The 22,223-nt window shown below is 47.2% G+C and carries 24 protein-coding genes and 1 other annotated feature; of the genes, 5 read left to right on the top strand and 19 right to left on the bottom strand.

Translation table 11 applies throughout. The features are described 5' to 3' along the window. Window positions 1–8 precede the first annotated feature (8 nt). From greA to ACWHAR_RS01795, 11 genes are all read right to left on the bottom strand, one after another. Window positions 9–482: a transcription elongation factor GreA gene (gene greA / locus ACWHAR_RS01845; protein WP_003152766.1), complete on the bottom strand. Its 474-nt coding sequence runs from the start codon at window positions 480–482 to the stop codon at window positions 9–11. A gap of 253 nt (window positions 483–735) precedes the next feature. Beyond that, window positions 736–1,371, bottom strand: coding sequence for a uridine kinase (gene udk, locus ACWHAR_RS01840; RefSeq protein ID WP_003152763.1), 636 nt, complete (start codon window positions 1,369–1,371; stop codon window positions 736–738). 6 nt (window positions 1,372–1,377) lie between these two features. Further along, window positions 1,378–2,646: a peptidase U32 family protein gene (locus tag ACWHAR_RS01835; RefSeq protein ID WP_007612788.1), complete on the bottom strand. Its 1,269-nt coding sequence runs from the start codon at window positions 2,644–2,646 to the stop codon at window positions 1,378–1,380. 17 nt (window positions 2,647–2,663) lie between these two features. Next, window positions 2,664–3,593, bottom strand: a complete 930-nt coding sequence (locus ACWHAR_RS01830) for a peptidase U32 family protein (RefSeq protein WP_032873887.1) — start codon at window positions 3,591–3,593, stop codon at window positions 2,664–2,666. A gap of 6 nt (window positions 3,594–3,599) precedes the next feature. Further along, window positions 3,600–4,253, bottom strand: coding sequence for an O-methyltransferase (locus ACWHAR_RS01825; protein WP_007612793.1), 654 nt, complete (start codon window positions 4,251–4,253; stop codon window positions 3,600–3,602). A 151-nt stretch (window positions 4,254–4,404) separates the two neighbouring features. Then, the gene (mltG, locus tag ACWHAR_RS01820; protein WP_032873884.1) at window positions 4,405–5,496 is read right to left on the bottom strand and encodes an endolytic transglycosylase MltG; all 1,092 of its coding nucleotides are present in this window, start codon (window positions 5,494–5,496) and stop codon (window positions 4,405–4,407) included. A gap of 111 nt (window positions 5,497–5,607) precedes the next feature. Beyond that, window positions 5,608–5,889 carry a DUF1292 domain-containing protein gene (locus ACWHAR_RS01815; protein ID WP_003152751.1) on the bottom strand — a complete coding sequence of 94 codons (282 nt, stop codon included), beginning with the start codon at window positions 5,887–5,889 and terminating at the stop codon, window positions 5,608–5,610. 13 nt (window positions 5,890–5,902) lie between these two features. Then, window positions 5,903–6,319 carry a Holliday junction resolvase RuvX gene (gene ruvX, locus ACWHAR_RS01810; RefSeq protein ID WP_003152750.1) on the bottom strand — a complete coding sequence of 139 codons (417 nt, stop codon included), beginning with the start codon at window positions 6,317–6,319 and terminating at the stop codon, window positions 5,903–5,905. 8 nt (window positions 6,320–6,327) lie between these two features. After that, window positions 6,328–6,594 (bottom strand): IreB family regulatory phosphoprotein, encoded by a 267-nt coding sequence (locus ACWHAR_RS01805; protein WP_012118070.1) that lies wholly within the window; start codon window positions 6,592–6,594, stop codon window positions 6,328–6,330. Window positions 6,595–6,678: 84 nt separating this feature from the next. After that, window positions 6,679–9,315 (bottom strand): alanine--tRNA ligase, encoded by a 2,637-nt coding sequence (gene alaS / locus ACWHAR_RS01800; protein ID WP_032873881.1) that lies wholly within the window; start codon window positions 9,313–9,315, stop codon window positions 6,679–6,681. Between the two features lie 80 nt (window positions 9,316–9,395). Beyond that, window positions 9,396–9,603 (bottom strand) — a binding site (T-box leader). A gap of 43 nt (window positions 9,604–9,646) precedes the next feature. Continuing rightward, window positions 9,647–10,708: an AI-2E family transporter gene (locus ACWHAR_RS01795; protein WP_032873878.1), complete on the bottom strand. Its 1,062-nt coding sequence runs from the start codon at window positions 10,706–10,708 to the stop codon at window positions 9,647–9,649. A 220-nt stretch (window positions 10,709–10,928) separates the two neighbouring features. On the opposite strand from ACWHAR_RS01795, the gene ACWHAR_RS01790 reads away from it, so the two are divergent. From ACWHAR_RS01790 to ACWHAR_RS01775, 4 genes are read left to right on the top strand one after another with little or no spacing between them, the layout of a single operon-like run. Continuing rightward, complete coding sequence (locus ACWHAR_RS01790) at window positions 10,929–11,657, top strand: amino acid ABC transporter ATP-binding protein (protein WP_032873875.1); 729 nt, start codon at window positions 10,929–10,931, stop codon at window positions 11,655–11,657. Between the two features lie 20 nt (window positions 11,658–11,677). Continuing rightward, window positions 11,678–12,505 carry a transporter substrate-binding domain-containing protein gene (locus ACWHAR_RS01785; RefSeq protein ID WP_007408208.1) on the top strand — a complete coding sequence of 276 codons (828 nt, stop codon included), beginning with the start codon at window positions 11,678–11,680 and terminating at the stop codon, window positions 12,503–12,505. 56 nt (window positions 12,506–12,561) lie between these two features. Continuing rightward, window positions 12,562–13,212, top strand: a complete 651-nt coding sequence (locus ACWHAR_RS01780; RefSeq protein WP_032873872.1) for an amino acid ABC transporter permease — start codon at window positions 12,562–12,564, stop codon at window positions 13,210–13,212. 18 nt (window positions 13,213–13,230) lie between these two features. Then, window positions 13,231–13,887 (top strand): amino acid ABC transporter permease, encoded by a 657-nt coding sequence (locus tag ACWHAR_RS01775; protein WP_032873869.1) that lies wholly within the window; start codon window positions 13,231–13,233, stop codon window positions 13,885–13,887. Window positions 13,888–13,922: 35 nt separating this feature from the next. On the opposite strand, the gene ACWHAR_RS01770 is transcribed toward ACWHAR_RS01775, so the two are convergent. The 8 genes from ACWHAR_RS01770 to cymR all read right to left on the bottom strand — a co-directional run bounded on the left by ACWHAR_RS01770 (window position 13,923) and on the right by cymR (window position 20,685). Then, the gene (locus ACWHAR_RS01770) at window positions 13,923–14,054 is read right to left on the bottom strand and encodes a YrzQ family protein (protein ID WP_003152741.1); all 132 of its coding nucleotides are present in this window, start codon (window positions 14,052–14,054) and stop codon (window positions 13,923–13,925) included. Window positions 14,055–14,075: 21 nt separating this feature from the next. After that, window positions 14,076–14,267 (bottom strand): hypothetical protein, encoded by a 192-nt coding sequence (locus ACWHAR_RS01765; protein WP_003152738.1) that lies wholly within the window; start codon window positions 14,265–14,267, stop codon window positions 14,076–14,078. Window positions 14,268–14,279: 12 nt separating this feature from the next. Then, window positions 14,280–14,735: a PRC-barrel domain-containing protein gene (locus ACWHAR_RS01760; RefSeq protein WP_032873866.1), complete on the bottom strand. Its 456-nt coding sequence runs from the start codon at window positions 14,733–14,735 to the stop codon at window positions 14,280–14,282. Window positions 14,736–14,853: 118 nt separating this feature from the next. After that, a complete protein-coding gene (recD2, locus tag ACWHAR_RS01755; protein ID WP_032873862.1) occupies window positions 14,854–17,232 on the bottom strand; it encodes an SF1B family DNA helicase RecD2 in 2,379 nt (792 codons plus the stop codon). A gap of 18 nt (window positions 17,233–17,250) precedes the next feature. Beyond that, window positions 17,251–17,871, bottom strand: coding sequence for a tetratricopeptide repeat protein (locus ACWHAR_RS01750; protein ID WP_087920803.1), 621 nt, complete (start codon window positions 17,869–17,871; stop codon window positions 17,251–17,253). A gap of 87 nt (window positions 17,872–17,958) precedes the next feature. Next, window positions 17,959–19,074, bottom strand: coding sequence for a tRNA 2-thiouridine(34) synthase MnmA (gene mnmA / locus ACWHAR_RS01745; RefSeq protein ID WP_012118077.1), 1,116 nt, complete (start codon window positions 19,072–19,074; stop codon window positions 17,959–17,961). A 36-nt stretch (window positions 19,075–19,110) separates the two neighbouring features. Then, window positions 19,111–20,250, bottom strand: coding sequence for a cysteine desulfurase family protein (locus ACWHAR_RS01740; RefSeq protein WP_032873857.1), 1,140 nt, complete (start codon window positions 20,248–20,250; stop codon window positions 19,111–19,113). A gap of 18 nt (window positions 20,251–20,268) precedes the next feature. Then, window positions 20,269–20,685: a cysteine metabolism transcriptional regulator CymR gene (cymR, locus tag ACWHAR_RS01735; protein ID WP_003152730.1), complete on the bottom strand. Its 417-nt coding sequence runs from the start codon at window positions 20,683–20,685 to the stop codon at window positions 20,269–20,271. Between the two features lie 194 nt (window positions 20,686–20,879). Between cymR and ACWHAR_RS01730 the strand changes: the two genes are divergently transcribed. Continuing rightward, entirely contained in the window at window positions 20,880–22,148 is a 1,269-nt protein-coding gene (locus ACWHAR_RS01730; protein WP_029326053.1) for a replication-associated recombination protein A, read from the top strand. Window positions 22,149–22,223 lie beyond the last annotated feature (75 nt).

Genomic DNA, 22,223 nt, shown 5'->3' with positions numbered 1-22,223 from the left:
AACGGATCTTATGAAATTTTCACAATTTTCACGAGCATTTCTCCGCCCGGCGTCTGAACTGTCACTTCTTCGTCCACTTTTCTGCCGAGCAGGCTTTTGGCGATTGGCGAGTCGTTTGAAATTTTCCCTTCAAACGGATCAGCTTCAGCGCTTCCGACAATCGTGTAAGATTCTTCTTCACCGTCCGGCAATTCGATGAATGATACGGTTTTTCCCAAACCGACTACATTTGAACCGCCGTCGTCCTCGATGATCTTCGCATTGCGGATCATGTTTTCAAGCGTCGTGATGCGCCCTTCCACAAATGCCTGTTCTTCTTTTGCGGAATCATACTCAGAGTTCTCTGACAGATCTCCGAAGCTTCTTGCGATTTTAATGCGTTCTACTACTTCTTTACGTTTAACCGTTTTCAATTGCTCTAATTCTTGTTCAAGTTTTTGTTTTCCTTCGTGAGTCATCGGAAAAACTTTTTCTTGTGCCATGTTCCTTCACTCCTTGGTGGTTGTCCCTCAACAATAACGTGTGATTATGTATGAGAGCATAAACGAAAAAATCAAGAATGAGAACACAGGGCAGTCCTCGTTCTTCTCTCCCATATAGGTACTGTTTATCTTAAACTGAATATGTGTTTTCTGCAAATGTTTCGGTTTATAAACAGGGAAAGAAGGGAACTGTCTCATTCCCTTCCAGCCTATACATAATATGGTCTGAGTTATTTATGTCTATGCTATGGTATTACAAAATTGCATTTTGTTCAAGGATCGTTTGAATCTTCGTGACCATCAGATCAATCGCGACGTGGTTTTGCCCGCCTTCCGGAATAATGATGTCCGCGTAGCGTTTCGTCGGTTCAACAAACTGATTGTGCATCGGTCTGACGACGGACACATACTGCTCAATGACAGAATCGATTGAACGGCCTCTTTCGTTAATATCTCTCATAATCCGTCTGATGATACGGAGATCCGCGTCCGTGTCAACATAAAGTTTCATATCCATGAGGTCGCGAAGCCTTTTATCTTCGAGAACGAGAATGCCTTCCAGAATAATGACATCCTTCGGCTCAACCGGAATGGTTTCCTCAGATCGCGTATGCAGTTTATAATCATAAATCGGCTTTTCTATCGGCCGGTAATTCAAAAGCTCTTGAATATGCTCGATTAAATAGTCATTATCAAATGCGAGCGGGTGATCATAGTTTGTGTTCAGCCTTTCTTCAAACGGAAGATGGCTTTGGTCTTTATAATAAAGGTCTTGCTGGATCATTAAAATCGAGTGTCCTTTAAACTGCTCATAGATGGAACGGGTGACGCTTGTTTTTCCTGATCCGGAACCTCCTGCGATGCCTATAACTACAGGACTCTTACCCATTGGTGATTACTTCCCCTTTCTCATCATGTTGCTCGGATAAATCTTTTTGTCTACTTTAAATGTAACGATTTGCAGGGGATGGCGGGCAGCATCAAGCTCGTTTCCGTCTTCGTCCCAAATAGTGCCGATTGTGAATGTGAAATTGTCGATTTCAGGACCGAAAAATTCCACTTCGTCACCTTGTTTAAAGAAATTGCGCTGCTGGAGCGTCACCATTTGAGTTTCCTCGTTATACGCGAGCACGAGACCGGCAAAATCAAATGTTGTTTTCTTTCCGTGTTCACCGAACATCTGCTCTTCATACCCGGGCGTGCCTTCAAAGAAAGCAGGCGCGGTATCCCGGTTTGCACATTTGTCCAGCTCATCCAGCCATTCTTTTTGAATGACAAAGTTTTCAGGATCAGCGCAGTATGCGTCGATGACTTTGCGATACACGCTGACAACCGTCGCAACGTAATGAATCGATTTCATCCGGCCTTCAATTTTCAGGCTGTCGATGCCCATCTCGATCATTTGCGGAATGGATTCAATCAATTTTAAATCTTTCGGGCTCATCGCAAACGGAGCGTCTTCTTCGCCATAGAGCGCGACCGCGTTTGCACCGTCTGTCTGATACAGGTCATAATCCCAGCGGCAGGACTGACAGCAGCCGCCGCGGTTGGAATCCCGGGCTGTCATGTGATTGCTCAGCACGCATCGGCCTGAATAAGCAATACACATAGCGCCGTGGATAAAGGTTTCAATTTCAATATCCACTTTTTCCTTCATTTCTTTAATTTCCAGTCCGCTCGTTTCACGGGCAAGCACCACGCGGTCAAGCCCTTCTTCTTTCCAGAACTGCACCGCTTTCCAGTTGGAAAGGGACTGCTGTGTACTGAGGTGAATTTCTACGTCCGGGGCCACTCTCCGGCATGTTTCAATAATCAGCGGATCAGCGACGATAATTCCGGCAACTTTTGCGTCTCCCAACGCTTTTAAGTATTCTTCCAGACCGTCCATATTTTCATTATGGGCGAAAATGTTTGTTGTCACATATATTTTCGCCCCGTATTTTTTGGCAAATTCTACGCCCTCTGCGATTTCTTCTATTGAGAAGTTATCCGCATTTGAGCGGAGTCCGTATTCCTGTCCTCCGATAAAAACCGCGTCCGCTCCGTAATGAACGGCAATTTTTAATTTTTCAAGGTTTCCTGCCGGAGCAAGGAGTTCAGGTTTTTTCGTAATGACGCGTTTTCCGTTTACGACTTTGGAAATGGTTTGATTTACGGCTGTCATCCGTTGCACCCTCCTTTTTAATAGACCGTTTCTTTAAAGAAGAATCCTGTGTCGATGCTTCTGTTCACAGGCTGAATGCTTTCAATCCGCTCTATCCAGCTCTCTTTTTTCTCTTTGTATGTCTCTCGGCTTTCGAAGCACAAATCGATTGCTTCTCTGTACATGCGGGTCACTTCAGTTAAGTATTCAGAAGACTTCAAAACTCCGTCGATTTTGAAAGAATCGATGCCGGCGTCCATCAGGTCCTCTAATTCATCAATCATGCACACATCGTTCGGGCTCATGATGTGCGTGCCGTTTTCATCTTCAAAAATCGGGTATTTATTGCCCCGTTCCTTGTCATGCAGAAACATCCCCGCTTCTTTTTTCTTCTGTTCGATGTCCATGACTTTACCCTGGTATTCGAAGTAATGGCCCACTAAAGAACGCTTCGATTGGAACATGCAAGTCATGCCGTGGATTTGAATTTCAATTTCCACTTCAGCGTTTTCTTTTATGTCAATGATGCTGTCCATATTTAATTCCTTAGCCAGCACTGCCCGCCGTGCGCCTTTGCGTCCCCAGTAATTGCAGGAATAGTAGTTGGTTCCCGTTGTTTCCGTGCTCCAGTGCAGTTTAAGCTCGGGAGCCGCTTCACGCGCCGCCATTAAAACGGCCGGATCACCGAAAACAGCCGCATCAACGCCGGCCTCCTGCAAAAAGGCAAGATAGCCGTTCAGCTCGTCCACTTTTTCGTTGTGAAAAATAGCATTGACGGCGGCATACACTTTCGCGCCTTCCTGATGAGCTGTCTTTACGGCTTCTTTTATATCTTCTCTTGAAAATTCACCGGCCAGTCTCAGGCCGTATCTCTGTTCTCCGACTAACAGGGCCGTTGCGCCCGCTTGAATGAGCGGAAGAATATCCTGTACAGAAGTCGGAGTCACCAAAAGTTCAGGTTTTTTCATGATCCTTCACCTCTTCTTTTTACTGATGGCGATGCCGTCTCCGACCGGCAGTATGACCGTTTGATAGTCAGGCCGGTCCATCAGCCATTGGTTATATTGATCAATTTTTTCAACAAGCTTCCGTCTTCTTTTCGGCTCAATGTCCGAGTGATTTTGTGCCACCAGCCCTTTAAACAGAACATTGTCCGTAAAAATGACTCCATCCGGCGCAAGCATCGGTTCATAGAGCTCAAAAAAGTTCGTGTACTGGCCTTTGGCCGCGTCGATAAAAATGGCATCATAAGGAGCCGTGACACGGACAGACTCAGAAAGTTCCAGCGCATCCCCGTGCATTACGTGAATCCGGTTTTCCATTTCAAAGTCTTTTATATTGTTCACAGCTTCTTCATAGCGTTTGTCGTCCCGTTCAATCGTGTAAATATTCGCATCCGGAAGCTCAAGCGCCATCCGTATGGCGGAATATCCGATTGCCGCGCCGATTTCCAAAATGTTTTTCGCCTGTTGAATCGACAGCATTTGAAGCAGCACTTCAATGCCCGCTTCTTCCATAATCGGAACATGGTGCTCTTTTGCATAGGCTTCAAGCTTTTTCACTTTATCAGGCCGAGGCTTCAGCATCGCGTTTATATACTCGTTTATTTGTTCATACCGATCATTCACGGCAAACAGCCTCCGTTCTAAAAAGGAGTGCCCCTGACGAATCCGCGGGGACACTCTCTTAAGACACTTCTTTATCCATAAGTAAACAACCCGATATATTTTATCATAAAACCTTTCAGAATGGAATAAAAGGAGAGCTTTTGCCCTCCTTTTATTCGCTGTCTTTTTTGGAAATATACTTTTCCTTCGCTTTATTATGGTCTTTTAATGTTTTGGTGAAAACGACCTCGCCGTTTGATTTTGCAAGGAAATAAAGATAATCCGTTTTGTCAGGGCGGAGAGCCGCTTCCCATGATGAATCACCGGCATTTGCAATTGGTCCCGGCGGCAGCCCCTTATGTTTATACGTATTAAACGGGGAATCAATTTTCAGGTCTTTGTAGTAGACCCGGCTTTTATGCTTACCGGCCGCATATAATACCGTCGGGTCAGTCTGCAGCGGCATTTTTTCTTCGAGCCTATTGTAAAAAACGCTGGCGATTTTGTGACGGTCGGCTTTAGCGGTGGCTTCTTCTTCAATAAGCGATGCCATCGTCAGCGCGTTATGGACGGAAAGTTTCTTTTTTTCCAGTTCAGATTTATACGTTTCGATACGGGTGTTTGTTTCCTGAACCATTGCCGTCAAAATCGTGTCAAGCGATGCATCCGGATCATTAAACGGATATGTGGCCGGATACAGATAGCCTTCGAGCGGATGCTTGAGCTTCTTGTTTGAAAGCGCGTCCGTTATCGTATCAGGAAACTGTTTTTTCAGTTTGCCGATGAATGTTTTGTCATCCAGTTTCGCCATGATCTCTTCTTTTGAATATGATGTTTCTTTTGCGATCGCATCCGCAATCTGTGTAAGCTGTTTTCCTTCAGGAACGGAGATCTGAAAGGCATATCCCGTTGATCCCGCGGTCAGTTTTTTGATAATCGCATCCGCATCCATTCCTTTATTCAGGTGGTAAAATCCCGCCTGAAACCCGGAAGCGCCTTTATACTTCACATACAGCTGAAATGCTTTTTTGCTTTTGATGACATGCTGATCCTCAAGAATTTCAGCGATTGCCGAAACGGAAGAACCGCTCGGAATATTAATATTGACTGCCGTTTTGCTGCCTTTGTCAACCGGGGACAGCAGAGATTTTCCATAGAAAAAAGCACCGCAAATGATGATAAGCAGAGCGATCACGGAGGACAGTATTATCGTCGTTTTTTTGTTTTTACGCGGAAATGAATTTTTAGTCTGATTGATATTCATACAAGTATTTTCCTCCCAACAGCTCTTATACTACATGATTCATGTGCATTCGGCAATTTATTACAAAAAAAAAGCCGAAGCGCATATGAGCTCCGGCTTTTTCCGTTCATTTTATTCTTCGTCTTCTTCCGCTAAAAACGTATTCAGCGTTTCTTCGATCATTTCCCACTCTTCATCGGTTTCAATCGGCATCAGTTCGCCGTCTTCACCGTTTTCGTTCGGTTCGAAACTTGAAGCGTGAATTTCGATTTCATCATCGTCTTGAGCATCAATCGGATAATAAAGTACGTAAGATTTGTTGAATGTGTCGTTTTCAAATGTGAACAGTACTTCGCAAAGCTGTTCGTTGCCTTGATCATCGACAATTGTAATGTGTTTTTCGCCGTGTTCCATTTCTTTTCACCTCTTAGTTTAAACTGTCCAGATATCCTTGAAGTATCATGACAGCCGCCATTTTATCAATGACTTTTTTTCGTTTTTGCCTGCTGACGTCAGCCGCGATCAGCATTTTTTCAGCCGCCATCGTCGTCAGACGCTCGTCCCATAGCACAACAGGGACATTGTACGCTGTTTCAAGCAGTTTCGCAAATGTTTGGCTGGCTTCGCCTCTCGGACCGATCGTCCCGTTCATGTTTTTCGGAAAACCGAGCACGATCTTCTCTACATTATAGTCTTTCATCAGCTCGGATAAACGGTCCAGACCGTAATCTCCTTCAGCCTCGTTTATTTTTATCGTCTCAATGCCCTGAGCGGTCCAGCCCATTTCATCGCTTAAAGCTACGCCGAGTGTTTTCGTTCCAAGATCAAGTCCCAATATTCTCATGAATGTATTTACGCCTCTTTATGCTGTTCTAGATAGGATTTTACCAATTCCTCGATTAATTCGTCACGTTCCAGTTTGCGAATTAAGTTCCGGGCGTCGCGATGCCTAGGAATGTATGCAGGATCTCCAGACAGCAAGTATCCGACAATCTGGTTGATAGGATTGTACCCCTTTTCCTGAAGCGCATCATATACCGTATTCAGCACTTCTTCGACGTTTGTTTCAGCAGAATCATCGGAGAAATTAAATTTCATCGTTTTATCAAACGAGCTCACCGTTTTGCACCTCTTTCCCAAATTCGCAGGCAAAGTTCAGCCTGAGGTCCTCATCTTATCATCATTCTACACTAGTTGAAAGGATTATAAAACGGATTTTATCCAATCTTCCGCAGATGCCAGCGCCTCTTCCAATTTTTCAGGCTGCTTTCCGCCGGCCTGCGCCATGTCCGGACGGCCTCCGCCTCCGCCTCCGCAGACTTCAGCAGCTTGTTTGACCATTTTGCCGGCATGAAGGCCTTTTTCGATCAGGTCTTTCGTCACGCCTGCTGAAAGGTTGACTTTCTCGTTTTGCACGGCGCCGAGAATAATGACCGCAGAACCGAGCTTCGCTTTCAGATCATCCACCATAGTGCGAAGGTGGTTCATGTCTTTCGCATTTACTTTTTCAGCCAGCACTTTTACGCCGCCGATGTCTTTTACTTTAGACAAAATGGCTCCGGCTTCCACATTGCCAAGTTTGCTGAGCAATGATTCATTTTCTCTTTGCGCTTCCTTCAGCTCTGCTTGAAGAGACTGAATTCGCTTCGGTACGTCTCTTACGTTTGATTTCAGCTCGTCCGCAGCGTGCTGCAGAAGGCTGAGCTGGCTGTTCATTTCCTGATAAGCGCCTTTTCCTGTTACGGCTTCGATTCTTCGCGTCCCTGCGCCGATCCCTGATTCGGATACGATTTTAAACAGGCCGATTTCTGCCGTATTCGTGACATGGCATCCGCCGCAAAGCTCAAGGCTGTAATCTCCGACTTGTACGACGCGGACGATATCGCCGTATTTCTCGCCGAACAGGGCCATCGCGCCCATTTCTTTCGCTTCATTGATCGGTTTCAAATCAATCGCTACCGGAATGCTCTCCCAGATTTTTTCGTTGACGATTCCTTCAATGCGTTCAAGTTCTTCTTTCGTCACTTGACCGAAATGAGAGAAGTCAAAACGCAGGCGATTTTCGGTAACGAGTGAACCCGCTTGGTTGACATGTGTGCCGAGAACGTCTTTCAGCGCCTGGTGCAGAAGGTGGGTTGCCGTATGGTTTTTCACCACGCCGCTTCTCATTTGATCTTCAACTTCAGCCGTCACGCTTGCGCCTTTTTGAATCGTGCCGCTATCCACCGTGCCTTCGTGTACATGCTGACCGTTCGGAGCTTTTTTCACGTCCTTAATGGTTACGACAGCCTGCTCGCTTCTCAGCACTCCTCTGTCACCGATCTGTCCGCCGCTTTCAGCATAGAAAGGCGTTTTGTCGAGAAGGATTTGGACGGTATCCCCTTCATGCGCCTCGCTGATTAATTGCCCGTCATGAAGAAGCTCGATCACCTTCGCTTCAGCTTTTACGGCACTGTAGCCGACAAATGTGCTTTCTGCGGTAATGTCGCGCAATGCGCCGCCCTGCACCTGCATGCTTCCTACATCTTGGCGCGCATTTCTCGCCCGTTCACGCTGTTTTTCCATTTCGGCTTCAAAGCCTTTATGGTCAACTTTCATTTGCTCATCTTCCGCGTATTCCTCCGTTAATTCAACCGGGAATCCGTACGTATCGTACAGTTTGAATACGTCTTTTCCGGAGATGATGCCGCTGCCTTTTTCCTTCTCTTTCTTTATCACGTCGGATAAAATGGCCAGACCTTCGTTTAATGTTTCGTGGAAGCGCTCTTCCTCCGTTTTGATGACTTTGGCTATAAACTCTTGCTTTTCTTTCACCTCCGGATAGAAAGCGTCCATAATTCCTGCAACAGTCGGTACCAGCTCGTACATAAACGGACGGCTGATCCCGATGGTTTTCGCGTATCGCACTGCCCGGCGCAAGAGGCGTCTCAGTACATACCCGCGCCCTTCATTTGACGGCAGAGCTCCGTCGCTTACCGCAAATGCGACCGTTCTGATATGATCGGCGATCACTTTAAAGGCCGTATCCTTCACTGCATCCTTTCCGTAAGCATCTCCGGAAATGCGCTCTGTTGCTTCAATAATCGGCATAAACAAATCAGTGTCAAAGTTTGTCGGGACATCCTGAATCACGGAGACCATCCGTTCAAGCCCCATGCCCGTATCAATGTTTTTCTTCGGAAGCGGTGTGTATGTGCCGTCCGGGTTGTGGTTGAACTCTGAGAATACCAGATTCCATACTTCAAGATAACGATCATTTTCGCCGCCCGGATACAATTCAGAATCTGACGGGTCATTGCCGTATTTCTCGCCGCGGTCATAGAAAATTTCCGTATTCGGTCCGCTCGGGCCTTCGCCGATATCCCAGAAGTTCCCTTCCAGACGAATGATTCTTTCTTCCGGAACGCCGATTTTTTCCGCCCATAGCGTATAAGCTTCTTCATCCTCAGGGTGAACCGTTACAGACAGCAGCTCCGGATCAAAGCCGATCCACTTTTCGCTCGTTAAAAACTCCCATGCCCACGTGATGGCTTCTTCTTTAAAATAATCACCGATGGAAAAGTTTCCGAGCATCTCAAAGAACGTGTGGTGGCGCGCCGTTTTCCCCACATTTTCAATATCATTTGTTCGGATTGATTTTTGCGCGTTTACAATTCTCGGATTCTCCGGCACAACGCGGCCGTCAAAGTATTTTTTCAGCGTCGCAACGCCGCTGTTGATCCATAATAAAGACGGATCTTCATGCGGAACCAATGAGGCGCTCGGTTCAACGGCATGGCCTTTTTCTTTAAAGAAATCTAAAAACATTTGACGCACTTCAGCAGAAGTTAAGTGTTTCATCTATATTCCTCCTTATCACTACCCGAAATTCTCTTTTGCGACAGCAAAAAAGCTCTCTCCCTATGCAAACCATGCGTTCACACAGGGACGAGAGCTGTCTCGCGGTACCACCCTGATTACAGGCCGAAAAAGGCCTGTCACCTTTCATCCCGTAACGCAGGACTGCGGCAGCCTTTAACTGCACTCAGGATTAGCTTCCGCCGATCTTCTGCTGAAGCTCCTTTCAGCGTATCGGAGCTTCTCTCTTAAACAGGGCTTCGGCGTACTCATATCCGTCACTCGAGATTCGTATGTATTCTACTCGAAATTATAGACAAGCAGAACCCGAATGTCAATGTTCCGTCCTGATCCGCAAAAAGTGTATGGCCGTCACTTTTAAAACGGCTGCCGCCGGAACAGCGAGAATCATGCCGGGAATGCCCGCGAGCTCTCCTCCGGCAAGGAGCGCCAGCATGATCACGACGGGGTGCATTCTGAGACTGCGCCCGACAATAAGCGGGCTCAAAATGTTTCCTTCTATAAATTGCAGAATAAAAATGGTGACGATTACGATGATCACAGCTTTAGCAGAAATCGCCAGCGAAAGGAGCAGCGCCGGTACAGCGCCGATAAACGGACCGAAATACGGGATGACATTCGTAATCCCGATGGCAAGACCTAAGATCAGCGGATAAGGAAGCCCGAACAGCCAAAATGAAACGCCGGCTATTAACCCGAGCAAAAAACAAACGAGAAGCTGACCGCGGATGTAATCACCGAGAGAATCGTCCACATCCCGCAGAAATTCACTCCCCCTTTTCCTCCAGGACTTCGGCGTCAAATACCAGACTGTCTTTTTCATGACGTCTATATCCTTCACCATATAGAACACGAGAAAAGGAATCGTCGCCGCGATCAGGATATAATCAAGCACGAAACGGATGCTTCTGATCGTGCTTTCAATCGTGCCGGCAAGAAACGTTTCTGTCTGCTGAATCATTTTGTCCATCCGATGGTGCATGCCGTCAGGCCAATGATCCGTGTGATTGTGCAGATGCTTCAGTATACTGTTGTAGTTTTTGGCAAGACCGGGAATGCTCTCAGACAGATCCTGCAGCTGTTCAATTAAAACAGGAACCCCTTTATAAACCCCCCAGCCGATTCCGCCGAAAAACAGGCAATAAATCAGAAGCAGGCTTAAAGTTCTAGGCATCCCTTTTCTATGAAGCCATTCAGTAATCGGAAGTAAAAGATAAGCAATAAATACTGCGATGAATATAGGAATAAAGAGAGATTTTATAACAAGCCAAATGGGAGACCATAACATATCGAGCATGCAAAAGACATACACTGTTAACAAAACGAGCAGACATACAGCCGTCCACATTAAGAGCTGCAGCGGTTTTTGAAGCATGACGTTTCACCTCTTGCTTTATCTTTTGACAGAAAGCCGGAATTATTCCCGTTTCATAAACTCCGCCTTATGACGCAGACCTCTTGACGGAAATAATTATCAGAAATTACGAAATAATCTAAATAATATTCATAAAAATCTGTATAACCATCGTAATGTGTTAAAGGATTTCAAAAACTGTCCAGTCAATATGACTCATGTTTTTTTAAGGAGGATGGCCATGATTTCATTTCAGGATGTAAATAAGCACTACGGACATTTCCACGTGCTGAAAAACATTAATCTGCACATTAAAAAAGGGGAAGTCGTCGTTATCATCGGACCTTCAGGATCGGGAAAAAGCACGCTTCTCCGCTGCATTAATCAGCTGGAAACAGTTGATGGAGGCGCCTTAACGGTAAACGGCGTCTCCATCCATGACAAGAAAACGGATATAAATCAGGTCCGCCGCAATATCGGCATGGTGTTTCAGCATTTTCATCTGTACCCGCACAAAACCGTTCTGCAAAACATCATGCTCGCACCGATCAAAGTGCTAAAGCAATCAATAGAAGAAGCAAAAGAAACGGCCTTATACTATTTGAAAAAAGTCGGTATACCGGAAAAAGCGGACGCTTATCCTTCACAGCTTTCGGGCGGCCAGCAGCAGCGTGTCGCCATCGCCAGGGGGCTTGCGATGAAGCCCGAAATTATGCTGTTTGATGAACCCACATCCGCGCTTGATCCGGAAATGATCGGGGAAGTGCTGGATGTCATGAAAACACTCGCAAAGGAAGGCATGACCATGGCAGTCGTCACACATGAAATGGGATTCGCAAAAGAAGTGGCGGACCGCATCGTGTTTATCGACGGCGGAGCCATCTTAGAAGAAGCTGCACCGGCTGAATTTTACGAAAGCCCCCGTGAAGAGAGGGCGCGTTTATTCTTAAGCCGTATTTTAAATCACTGAAAAGAAACGGAGGAGCGCTTATGTCACGCGTAACAAAATGGTTGTCATTCGGATTAATATCACTGCTGGCCGTCTTTATGCTGGCAGCCTGCGGAGGGAAAGAAACGTCCGGGGATTCAAAAGGAACGGGAAAAGACACGTTAGCCTCTATTAAAGACAGAGACAAAATCATCTTCGGCGTCAAAACCGACACGAGGTTATTCGGGCTGAAAAACCCAAGCTCCGGTGATATTGAAGGCTTCGATATTGATATCTCAAAACAGCTCGCAAAAGATATTCTGGGGGATGAGAAGAAAGCGGAATTTAAAGAAGTGACGTCAAAAACGAGAATTCCGATGCTGCAAAACGGCGATATCGATGCCATCACCGCCACGATGACGATAACGGATGAGCGGAAAAAAGAAGTTGATTTCTCGGATGTTTATTTTGAAGCCGGGCAATCCCTGCTCGTCAAAAAAGGAAGCAGCATCAAAAGCACCGAAGACCTGGGAAAAGGCTCAAAAGTATTGGCGGTAAAAGGCTCTACTTCCTCACAAAACATCAGAGAAAAAGCGCCTGACGCCTCAGTGCTGGAATTTGAAAATTACGCCGAAGCGTTCACTGCGCTTAAAGCGGGACAGGGAGATGCGCTCACAACCGATAATGCGATTTTATACGGCATGGCAGATGAAAATAAACAATATCAGCTGACAGGCGAAACCTTCACCGATGAACCTTACGGAATCGCCGTCAAAAAAGGCCAATCCGGACTCATCAAGGAAATCAACGCCTCTTTGAAAAAAATGAAAGCCGACGGCAGGTACGAAAAAATCTATAAAAAATGGATTAAAGAAGAACCGGCAAAATAGAAAGGACCGCGGGATGAGCAGCCATGCTCATCCCCGTTTTATAAGGAGTGACATAGATGAACTTTTCAATTTTAACGGAAAACTTCGATATGTATATGGACGGTTTCCTGCACACATTGCTTGCGAGCTTCGTCGCGCTGGCAGGCAGTTTTGCGCTGGGCGTTCTGATCGCAGTCATGAGAATCACGGCTTTCAAACCCCTTCAATGGATCGGCACTGCGTATGTGGAATTTATCCGGAACATCCCGCTTCTCCTCATCACATTCGTTTTTTATTTCGGACTTCCGAACGCCGGGCTGAGACTGGACGGCTTTCAGGCGGGAACGATTGCGCTTACGATTTATACGTCCGCCTTTATCGCAGAAGCCATCAGAGCCGGAATTCAGACTGTCTCCAAAGGGCAGATGGAAGCGGCCAGATCGTCAGGCTTCACCTACAGTCAGGCGATGAGATACGTCATTCTTCCTCAGGCCGTAAAAATCGTGATTCCCCCGCTCGGAAACCAATTTCTCAACCTTGTCAAAAACTCATCAATACTCGGAGTGGTGGCGGGACTCGATTTGATGTATCAGGCGGATCTCGTTTCCTCAAGCACTCTTGTCGTGTTTGATGTCTATATTTTCGTCGCGCTTTTTTATTTGGTATTAACGATCCCGCTCAGCATCGGGGTTCACTATTTGGAAAGACGTCTCGGAAAGAGTTATTAGAAAAGGAGAGTGAAAAACATGGATTTTAGCGGCGCCTATACACCTGACCATCTGCTGTTTTTATGGGACGGCTTTTTGGTCACACTTTATGTTGCGCTGATCTCCATTGTCCTGAGTTTTATTTTCGGGCTTGCCGCCGGCACTTTGCGCTATGCGAAAATTCCTATCGTTTCGGGCAGTATAGCGGCCATTGTGGAAACCATCCGCAACCTGCCGCTGTTATTAATCATTTTCTTTACGTTTTTTGCCCTTCCGGAAATCGGGATCAAACTGGAAATTACCGCGGCCGCCATTACGGCGCTTACGATTTTTGAATCGGCCATGCTGTCAGAAATCATCAGAAGCGGTTTGCAATCCGTTGACAAAGGACAGATTGAAGCGGCGCGTTCTTCAGGACTGACGTACACGCAGACTCTTTTTCTCGTCGTCATGCCGCAGGCGCTCAGGCGTATGGTTCCTCCGATTGTGAGCCAGTTTATTTCTTTATTAAAGGATACGTCACTTGCGGTCGTCATCGCTCTGCCCGAACTGATTCATAACGCGCAGATTTTAAACGGACAAAGCGCTGACGGAGGGTATTTTTTCCCGATCTTTCTGCTGGCGGCCCTGATGTATTTCGCGGTCAATTACAGCCTGTCTCTCGCGGCCAGACGGCTGGAAGCGAGACAAACGTAAAAAGGATACTTCCGGAGAAGTATCCTTTTTTCTGCTTAAAACATTTTCATGACTCGTCTTCTCATCCGTTTCATACCTTTTTTATTCAGCATATCGGACTGAGAAGCCATACGATACATAACGGCTCCAGCTCCTAAAGCCAACAGAGAGGTCATTGTTCTGCCCATCGCGCGTATCTCCTTTCAACTTTAAAAATTGATACTGCGTTCGTCTTCAGAAAACAAATCATCAAGACTGCTTAATGTACCGTCTTCCTCTACTTGATGTGTTGCAATTTTGCCTTTGGCCACCGTCAGCTCAATGAAGCAGCCCCAGCAATAGTATTGGTTTACGCCGATTTTGCCGATATCTTTACTTTTGCAGTTCGGACATACAAGCACAGACTACACCTCTTATCCGTTCAGGACGATGCCTTCTTTCCCCGCTTCAATAAGCGTATCGGCGGCGCGGCGCACTTGGCGTCTGCCAGCCAGATCTGAAAAGAAGCCGTCCGAGAGTTCATATGCTACGATTATGCCCTTGTCCAAACAAAAGTATACATCTTCCAGTAAACCGAACATTTCACCATCAGGCGATTTCACCGGCTGCATCTTAATCTGTTCAAAGGTGAAACAGCTCTTCGGCAAAGGCTGCAAATGAGCATGACCGGAAGCTACGGCTTCTTGTTCCATCTCTTTTATATCACTTGCCTCTAAAAAAAGATGGCGGTTGTGAAACAGGCGTTTCTGCTCCAGAACGAAACCGAGAAACCGGCCGTCCAGAGAGAAACATACATCCGATATCATCCCGAGACTGCGCCCGTTTTCGTCATATACTGTTCGTCCTTCAGCTGCATGGCATGTTCTCAAAGTGTGATCAACCACCTTTTGTTGAACACGTATAGGTTTTGCCAAGAAGCCGGGCAGCATACTTTGAAATGACTTCCACAGGCGAAAACCCGGCGCATGTTTATGCTCCGGGTTTTATTTACGCTTTTTCTTCCATAAAGTCAAACGGCGTGATGCCTTCCATTCCGATGTTCGCATCATGTACACTGAACGGCAGCTCTTTTTGCAGGGCGGCCAGTTCTGCATCCATCTCTTCAGTCTGCTCTGTGAGCCTGTTTTTAAGCGACGTCTGTCTGACGGTGGCATCATTGTTTTTGACGCCCCATTCAAGCGCTTCTTCTTCTCCGCAAAGAATCAGAAATTTTTTCGCTCTTGTTATGGCGGTATAAAGCAGATTTCTCCTGAGCATTCGATAGTAGCCTTTGACGACAGGCAGGACGACAATAGGGAATTCGCTTCCCTGCGACTTATGAATGGAACAGCAGTAAGCGTGGGTAAACTGGCTGAAATCCTTTTTCGTAAAGGTGATTTCGTTGCCGTCAAACGAGACGACGACCATGTCTTCTTTTTCCGTATTTTCTTTGGCATAAAAAATGGACACGATTTCGCCGATATCGCCGTTAAACACATTGTTTTCCGGCTGGTTGACAAGCTGTAATATTTTATCGCCCGTCCTGTAGACGACATCACCGAATTTCAGCTCCCGCCTTTTTTCTTTCGGCGGATTCATGATGTCTTGAAGAAGCATATTCAGCTCGTTAATTCCCGCTTTTCCCCTGTACATCGGGGCAAGCACTTGAATATCCCTGGAGGTATACCCCTTTTTTAACGCGTTCGAAACGACCTGATCCACGACTTCTTTAATCTGTGAAGAATTACAGCGGATAAATGAGCGGTCCTTTGTCGGCGCGGTCAGCCCCTTTGGAAGCAGTCCTTTTTTCATATCATGCGCAAGTTCCACAATGGATGATCCTTCAGCCTGACGGTAAATATCTGTCAGGCGCACGGTCGGCAGCACCTCAGAAGCCAAAAGGTCTCTGAGCACCTGCCCCGGTCCGACTGAAGGAAGCTGGTCTTCATCACCGACGACAATGAGCTGAATGTGCTTAGGAAGCGCCTTAAACAAATGGCTGGCGAGCCAGATATCGAGCATACTCGCTTCGTCTATAATAATCAGTTTCCCTTCAATCGGCTGATCTTCATTGTAGGTAAAGCCTTCAGCGCCATTCCAGCCGAGCAGCCTGTGAATCGTAACAGCCGGCAGACCCGTAGATTCGCTCATCCGTTTTGCGGCTCTTCCCGTCGGCGCGGCAAGCAGCAGCGGAAACGCCTCGTCTTTTTTATAATCACCGGGGTCAAGCGATACTCCGTGCAGTTCACTGTATAATTCCACGATTCCTTTAATAACGGTCGTTTTCCCCGTCCCGGGTCCTCCGGTCAATAAAAGCATCGGTGAAGACAGCGCTTTTTGAATGGCATCCTTTTGGCTTGGTGCGTATTGAACATTCATCCGTTCTTCCAGTTCACCGAGTGCAAGCAGAAATTCCGATTCAGGAAATTGATCGGCATACTCCGTCTGAGCCGCAATGTCGAGCACGCGTTTTGCGACATTTTGTTCGGCGTAAAACAAGGACGGAAAATAGCAGCGCTCTCCTTCAATGACGATATCCTTACTCTCCCCGAGGGCGATGATGCCGTCAGCCGCATCCATTTCTGTGACGCGGCCGCCTTCAGCTGACTGATTCAGGAGCGTTTGCGTATTGATAATCAGCTGCTTTGTCTCTATGTACGTATGGCCTTCTGAAAGACAGGTCGATTCAATCGTATATAAGATTGCCGCTTTGATCCGCTCCGGGTGGTTTCCTGACAGACCCATTTTTCCGCCCAGCTCGTCAGCTTTCACAAAGCCGATGCCTTCAACGTCTTTTACAAGCTGATAAGGATTTTCCTGAATTTTCTCCAGGGTTTCCGTTTCGTAGGCCTGATATATTTTCATTGATAGCTGGGGCCCGAAACCGTATTGGTTCAGAGAGATCATAATCTGCTCCAGCCCCTGATGCCGCTGCAGCTCTCCGGCAAGCTTATCCGCTTTCTTTTTCGACATTTTCGGCACATCGTAAAGCACCGACGCATCCGTCAGAATTTTATTGAGCGCGCCGTCTCCGAGCTTTTTGACGATTTCTTCCGCCGTTTTTTTTCCGATTCCTTCAAACAGATCACTTGATAAGTAGTGAATGATCCCTTCTTTTGTGGTCGGAATTTCTTTTTTAAAGTGTTCAGCCTGAAATTGCAGGCCGAACTTAGGATGCGTGGCGGTTTTTCCATAAAATGTGTAGGTCTCATCTTCTTGCAGCAGAGGGAAGTAGCCCGTTACGGATACGACCTTGTCTTCGATCGCCTCAGACGTTTCTGCAACTTTGACTTTCAGCACTGTATACAGGTTGGTGTCATTATGATAAATGACCGTATGAATGATGCCTTTTACATACGGCTGTTCTTCGATGTTCAGCTGATCCACGAGCCTTCCCTCCTTTTGTTACGACTGGGTGATAAGCTGTTTCGCATGAAGCGCAAGCATATGATCAGGCTGTATGCCGATTGCGCCTTCCAGCATCTCAAGCGCCTTTTCACGATTTTCTTTGTACGCGTAAGCGACTCCGGCATTATAAAATGCGTCCGCGTGGCTTGGGTCCTGCTCGATCACCGTCTCAAACTGCGTCAGAGCTTCATCCAGCATTTCTTCATTTGCGAGACACATTCCGAACTGGAAGCGTGCTTCCGTGTCATTTTCGTTTAATTCAACGGCACGCTGCAAATACGGCAGTGCAAGCTTCGGCCGCTCTAATTTAACGAGAACGGTCCCCAGCATATAAAACAAATCTCCGTTTTCCATTCCGGAGCGAAGCGCTTTTTCAAACATATCCTTCGCTTCGGAAAACGATTCTTTCATCACATATACGTTTCCCGCACCGTAATAAGCGGCTGCCGCCGAATTGTCCAATTCGAGCGCTCTGTTATAGAATGCAAGCGCCCGTTCGAGTTCGTTCACAGAAGAAAGCAGATTTGCGAAGTTGATATACGGCACCGGATCTTGCCCGTTTTCCTCAATCGCTTTCGTAAAAGCCTCTGCCGCTTTTTCAAAATCGCCCTCCTGCATGGCGTCAATCCCGATTTTATTATAATCCATTTTTAACTTCCTTTCGCTAAAAAACCCCAACATGCGAGTTGAGGTTTTTTACATGTGTTATACGTACCACAGTTTTGTTCCGTCTTTATAAACGTCATCTATCGTTCCGCCGCCGAGGCACTCTTCTCCGTCATAAAAAACGACGGCTTGTCCCGGCGTAACGGCGCGTACCTGCCCGTCAAAAATGACTTCCGCTTCATCATCACCCGTCATTTTCACCGTTACTTTGTGATCTTCCTGACGGTAGCGGAATTTCGCCGTGCATGTCATTTCGCCGCCGTCCATCAGACCGGGACGCGTCCAGCTGACATTTGTCGCCGTGATCTTATCGGAATACAGAAGCGGATTATGGAATCCTTGATCAACATACAGAATGTTTTTTTCAAGATCTTTACCGACGGCGAACCACGGCTCGCCGCTTCCGCCGATTCCAAGACCGTGGCGCTGTCCGATTGTATAATACATCAGACCGTCATGACGCCCTTTTACTTCTCCGTCCATTGTCATCATATCGCCCGGCTGAGCGGGGAGATATTGGCTGAGAAACGTTTTAAAGTTGCGTTCGCCGATAAAGCAGATTCCCGTGCTGTCTTTTTTCGCAGCTGTCGCAAGTTCCGCTTCTTTGGCGATTTCCCGCACGCGGCTTTTTTGCAGATCACCGATCGGGAACATGACTTTGCTGAGCTGTTCCTGATTGAGCTGATTCAGAAAATAAGTCTGGTCCTTGTTTTCATCCAGGCCGCGGAGCATGCGCACTGTACCTGCGCTTCTGTCCACGCGGGCGTAATGGCCCGTCGCAAGATAATCCGCGCCGAGTGACAGAGCATGATCCAAGAAAGCCTTAAACTTAATTTCTTTATTGCACATGACATCCGGATTGGGGGTTCTTCCGGCTTTATATTCATCAAGGAAATATTGAAATACCTTTTCCCAATATTGCTTTTCAAAATTGACGGCATAATACGGAATTCCGATCTGGTTGCAGACCCGGATGACGTCTTCATAATCTTCCGTCGCCGTGCAAAAACCGTTTTCGTCCGTATCATCCCAGTTTTTCATAAAGATTCCGATTACATCGTAGCCCTGCTCCTTCAGCAGAAGGGCCGCCACGGAAGAGTCCACGCCGCCGGACATGCCGACTACGACTCTTGTATCCTCCGGCCGTTTTTCCATTTGCATTCACTCCATTAAAAACGTAAGTCCGCCGTTTTAAGCAAGCCGTTTAACGACGGCGGCAAGCTTTTCGGCGGCTGTTTCGATTTGTTCCGCCGTATTGCCGAGGCCGAAGCTGAGACGGATTGACGAAGTCAGCCTGCCGCTCTCACTTCCGAACATGGCCGTAAGCACATGGGACGGAAGAACGGATCCCGCTGTACAAGCAGATCCGCTGGAGACGGCAATGCCTTCCATGTCAAGATTGACCAGCAGCGCTTCCACCGGCACACCGGGAAAGTAAAGGTTTAAAATATGAGGCAGGCATTTCTCGGCATCTCCGTTCACCTCCGCTGTTACGCCGGATTTTTCCAGCGTGCTCATGATAATGTTCTTAAACTCCTTATACTTCGCTGTTTTCTCTTCCCTCTCACGGTTTGAAAGGACGACCGCTTCTTTTAAGCCGGCGATGCCCGGTACATTTTCCGTCCCCGCGCGGCGCTTTCGTTCCTGCTCTCCCCCGAGAAGAATCGGTGACAGCTTCACCTCTTGATTTACATATAAAAAGCCTGTCCCTTTAGGCCCGTTAAGCTTGTGACCTGAAACAGACAGCATGTCAATTCTGCTTTTTTTCACGTCAATCGACATATAACCGAATGCCTGGACGGCATCTGTGTGAAAATAGGCCTGATGCCCGCTTAACAGCTCTCCGATTTCGTCAATCGGCTGAATGGTTCCGACTTCGTTATTGCCATACATGACGGTAACAAGGATTGTATCATCACGGAGCGCTTCTTTCACCTGATTTGCACTGATCCGTCCTGAAGGGCCGGGGATGAGGTATGTCACCTCAAAGCCGTCTTCTTCCAGCTTTTCGCAGGCGTGCAACACAGCATGATGCTCAACAGCGGTCGTAATGATATGCTTTCCTTCATTCTTCCGGGCGGCAGCCGTTCCGAAAATCGCTAAATTATCAGCCTCCGTGCCGCCGCTTGTAAAAATAATTTCCTGTTCTTTCGCACTGATTTCGCGCGCGATGTCCGCTCTCGCTTCATCGACCCATTTCCGGGATTCTCTCCCGAATGAATGAATGCTTGACGGGTTGCCGAAACTGCCGAAGAAATGGGGCTTCATCTCTTCGAGCACACGCTCATCCATCGGGGAAGTCGCGGCATGATCTAAATAAATCCGTTCCATTGTCTGTACACCTCTGGTTTAAATATAGAACATATAAGCTTCCTGCTCGCCGTCCGTGTAGCTCGCAAGGTCTTCTAACGTCGTGCTGTCCAGCACGTCTTTTACAGCGTCGCGGATGCGGATCCATAACTCCCGCTTGGCAGGCTCTTCATCCTCAAGCACTTCTACCGGGCTGATCGGCCCTTCCAGCACTCTGATAATATCTCCGGCCGTTATCTCTTCAGGCTGGCCCCCGAGCACGTAACCCCCGTAAGCGCCTCTGATGCTTTTTACGAGTCCGGCGTTTCTGAGCGGTGATACAAGCTGTTCCAAGTAATGCTCAGAAAGGCTGTTTGTTTGGGCGATGCTTTTGAGCGACGTCGGACCGTCTCCGTGCTTTTTCGCCAATTCAATCATAATGGTGAGCCCGTATCTTCCCTTTGTCGATATTTTCAATATGAACACCCCAGTCAATTCTAATTGTTAATTTATACAAGTAAATGGATATGAATAATCTGTTTAGTATCTTATAGACCAACTGTTATTATAACATAACTTATCCTAATTTTCATTGAAACACGGGGCCCGCCGCAATTCGCTTTTCTAATCGTCCGTTTTCCGTTACCCTGTATATGTAAGGAGAGATGTTCATGAAACCACTGGCGTATCGGATGCGGCCTGCCAATATTGAAGACATTATCGGCCAGGAACATTTGGTCAAAGAAGATAAAATCATCGGCAGAATGGTGCGTGCAAAGCACTTATCATCCATGATCCTGTACGGACCGCCGGGCATCGGAAAAACATCCATCGCCACAGCGATCGCAGGATCGACAAGCATCGCATTCAGGAAATTGAATGCCGTCATTCATAATAAAAAAGACATGGAGATTGTCGTACAGGAAGCGAAAATGTCAGGCCAGGTCATTTTAATCCTTGACGAAGTGCACAGGCTTGATAAGGGAAAGCAGGATTTTCTGCTGCCCTATTTAGAAAACGGCATGATTATTTTAATCGGCGCGACGACCGCCAACCCTTATCATGCCATTAACCCGGCCATCAGAAGCCGTACCCAGATATTTGAGCTTGAACCGTTAACACCCGATCTGATCAAGCAGGCATTGAAAAGAGCGCTCACAGATGAACACCGGGGACTCGGTTCTTACAGCGTTTCGGTGGACGACGACGCGATGGATCATTTCGCACAAGGGTGCGGGGGAGACGTCCGCTCCGCTTTGAACGCACTGGAGCTTGCCGTGCTCTCCACAAAGGAATCAAGCGACGGCACGGTCCGGATTACACGGGAAACGGCGGAAGAATGTCTGCAGAAAAAAAGCTATACTCATGATAAAAACGGCGATGCGCATTATGACGTCTTATCCGCCTTCCAAAAATCGATCCGAGGCTCGGACGCAAACGCCGCCCTTCATTATCTGGCCCGTCTGATCGAAGCCGGAGACCTTGAAAGCATATCAAGAAGGCTTCTCGTGATCGCCTATGAAGATATCGGCCTCGCAAGCCCGCAGGCAGGCCCCCGGGTGCTGAGCGCGATTCAGACCGCAGAACGGATCGGCTTTCCGGAAGCGAGAATTCCGCTGGCCAATGCGGTAATCGAATTATGCCTCTCGCCAAAATCAAACTCCGCCATCTCAGCCGTTGATGAGGCGCTCAAAGACATCAGAACGGGTAAAATCGGCGATGTGCCGAAACATCTAAAAGACGCCCACTATAAAGGGGCCCAAGAGCTCGGACGCGGGATCGGCTATCAATATCCTCACGATTTCGAAAACGGATGGGTCGAACAGCAATATTTGCCCGATCCGTTAAAAAACAAGCAATACTATAAACCGAAACAAACGGGGAAATTTGAAGCCGCCATAAAGCAAGTGTATGAAAAACTGATGAAGCAGAAAAAATAACCGGACAAGGACATCCTATGTGTTCTTGTCTTTTTTGATACCGGCCAAAATCTTTCGTGTAAACGGCGGATTCAA

The organism is Bacillus sp. LR--39, from assembly GCF_053613335.1.
Note: the sequence above shows the minus strand (reverse complement) of the source record. Positions and strands in the feature narration are given on the sequence as shown.

Excerpts from the sequence above, each read along its gene's own strand:
- ACWHAR_RS01785 (WP_007408208.1), top strand. The coding sequence starts at position 11,678 with ATGTCACGCGTAACAAAATGGTTGTCATTCGGATTAATATCACTGCTG.
- ACWHAR_RS01835 (WP_007612788.1), bottom strand. The coding sequence starts at position 2,646 with ATGACAGCCGTAAATCAAACCATTTCCAAAGTCGTAAACGGAAAACGC.
- mnmA (WP_012118077.1), bottom strand. The coding sequence starts at position 19,074 with ATGGAAAAACGGCCGGAGGATACAAGAGTCGTAGTCGGCATGTCCGGC.
- ACWHAR_RS01750 (WP_087920803.1), bottom strand. The coding sequence starts at position 17,871 with ATGCAGGAGGGCGATTTTGAAAAAGCGGCAGAGGCTTTTACGAAAGCG.
- ACWHAR_RS01830 (WP_032873887.1), bottom strand. The coding sequence starts at position 3,593 with ATGAAAAAACCTGAACTTTTGGTGACTCCGACTTCTGTACAGGATATT.
- ACWHAR_RS01795 (WP_032873878.1), bottom strand. The coding sequence starts at position 10,708 with ATGCTTCAAAAACCGCTGCAGCTCTTAATGTGGACGGCTGTATGTCTG.
- udk (WP_003152763.1), bottom strand. The coding sequence starts at position 1,371 with ATGGGTAAGAGTCCTGTAGTTATAGGCATCGCAGGAGGTTCCGGATCA.
- alaS (WP_032873881.1), bottom strand. The coding sequence starts at position 9,315 with ATGAAACACTTAACTTCTGCTGAAGTGCGTCAAATGTTTTTAGATTTC.
- ACWHAR_RS01775 (WP_032873869.1), top strand. The coding sequence starts at position 13,231 with ATGGATTTTAGCGGCGCCTATACACCTGACCATCTGCTGTTTTTATGG.
- ACWHAR_RS01740 (WP_032873857.1), bottom strand. The coding sequence starts at position 20,250 with ATGGAACGGATTTATTTAGATCATGCCGCGACTTCCCCGATGGATGAG.
- ACWHAR_RS01790 (WP_032873875.1), top strand. The coding sequence starts at position 10,929 with ATGATTTCATTTCAGGATGTAAATAAGCACTACGGACATTTCCACGTG.
- ACWHAR_RS01770 (WP_003152741.1), bottom strand. The coding sequence starts at position 14,054 with ATGGGCAGAACAATGACCTCTCTGTTGGCTTTAGGAGCTGGAGCCGTT.
- ACWHAR_RS01815 (WP_003152751.1), bottom strand. The coding sequence starts at position 5,889 with ATGGAACACGGCGAAAAACACATTACAATTGTCGATGATCAAGGCAAC.
- greA (WP_003152766.1), bottom strand. The coding sequence starts at position 482 with ATGGCACAAGAAAAAGTTTTTCCGATGACTCACGAAGGAAAACAAAAA.
- ACWHAR_RS01780 (WP_032873872.1), top strand. The coding sequence starts at position 12,562 with ATGAACTTTTCAATTTTAACGGAAAACTTCGATATGTATATGGACGGT.
- ACWHAR_RS01730 (WP_029326053.1), top strand. The coding sequence starts at position 20,880 with ATGAAACCACTGGCGTATCGGATGCGGCCTGCCAATATTGAAGACATT.
- mltG (WP_032873884.1), bottom strand. The coding sequence starts at position 5,496 with ATGAATATCAATCAGACTAAAAATTCATTTCCGCGTAAAAACAAAAAA.
- ruvX (WP_003152750.1), bottom strand. The coding sequence starts at position 6,319 with ATGAGAATATTGGGACTTGATCTTGGAACGAAAACACTCGGCGTAGCT.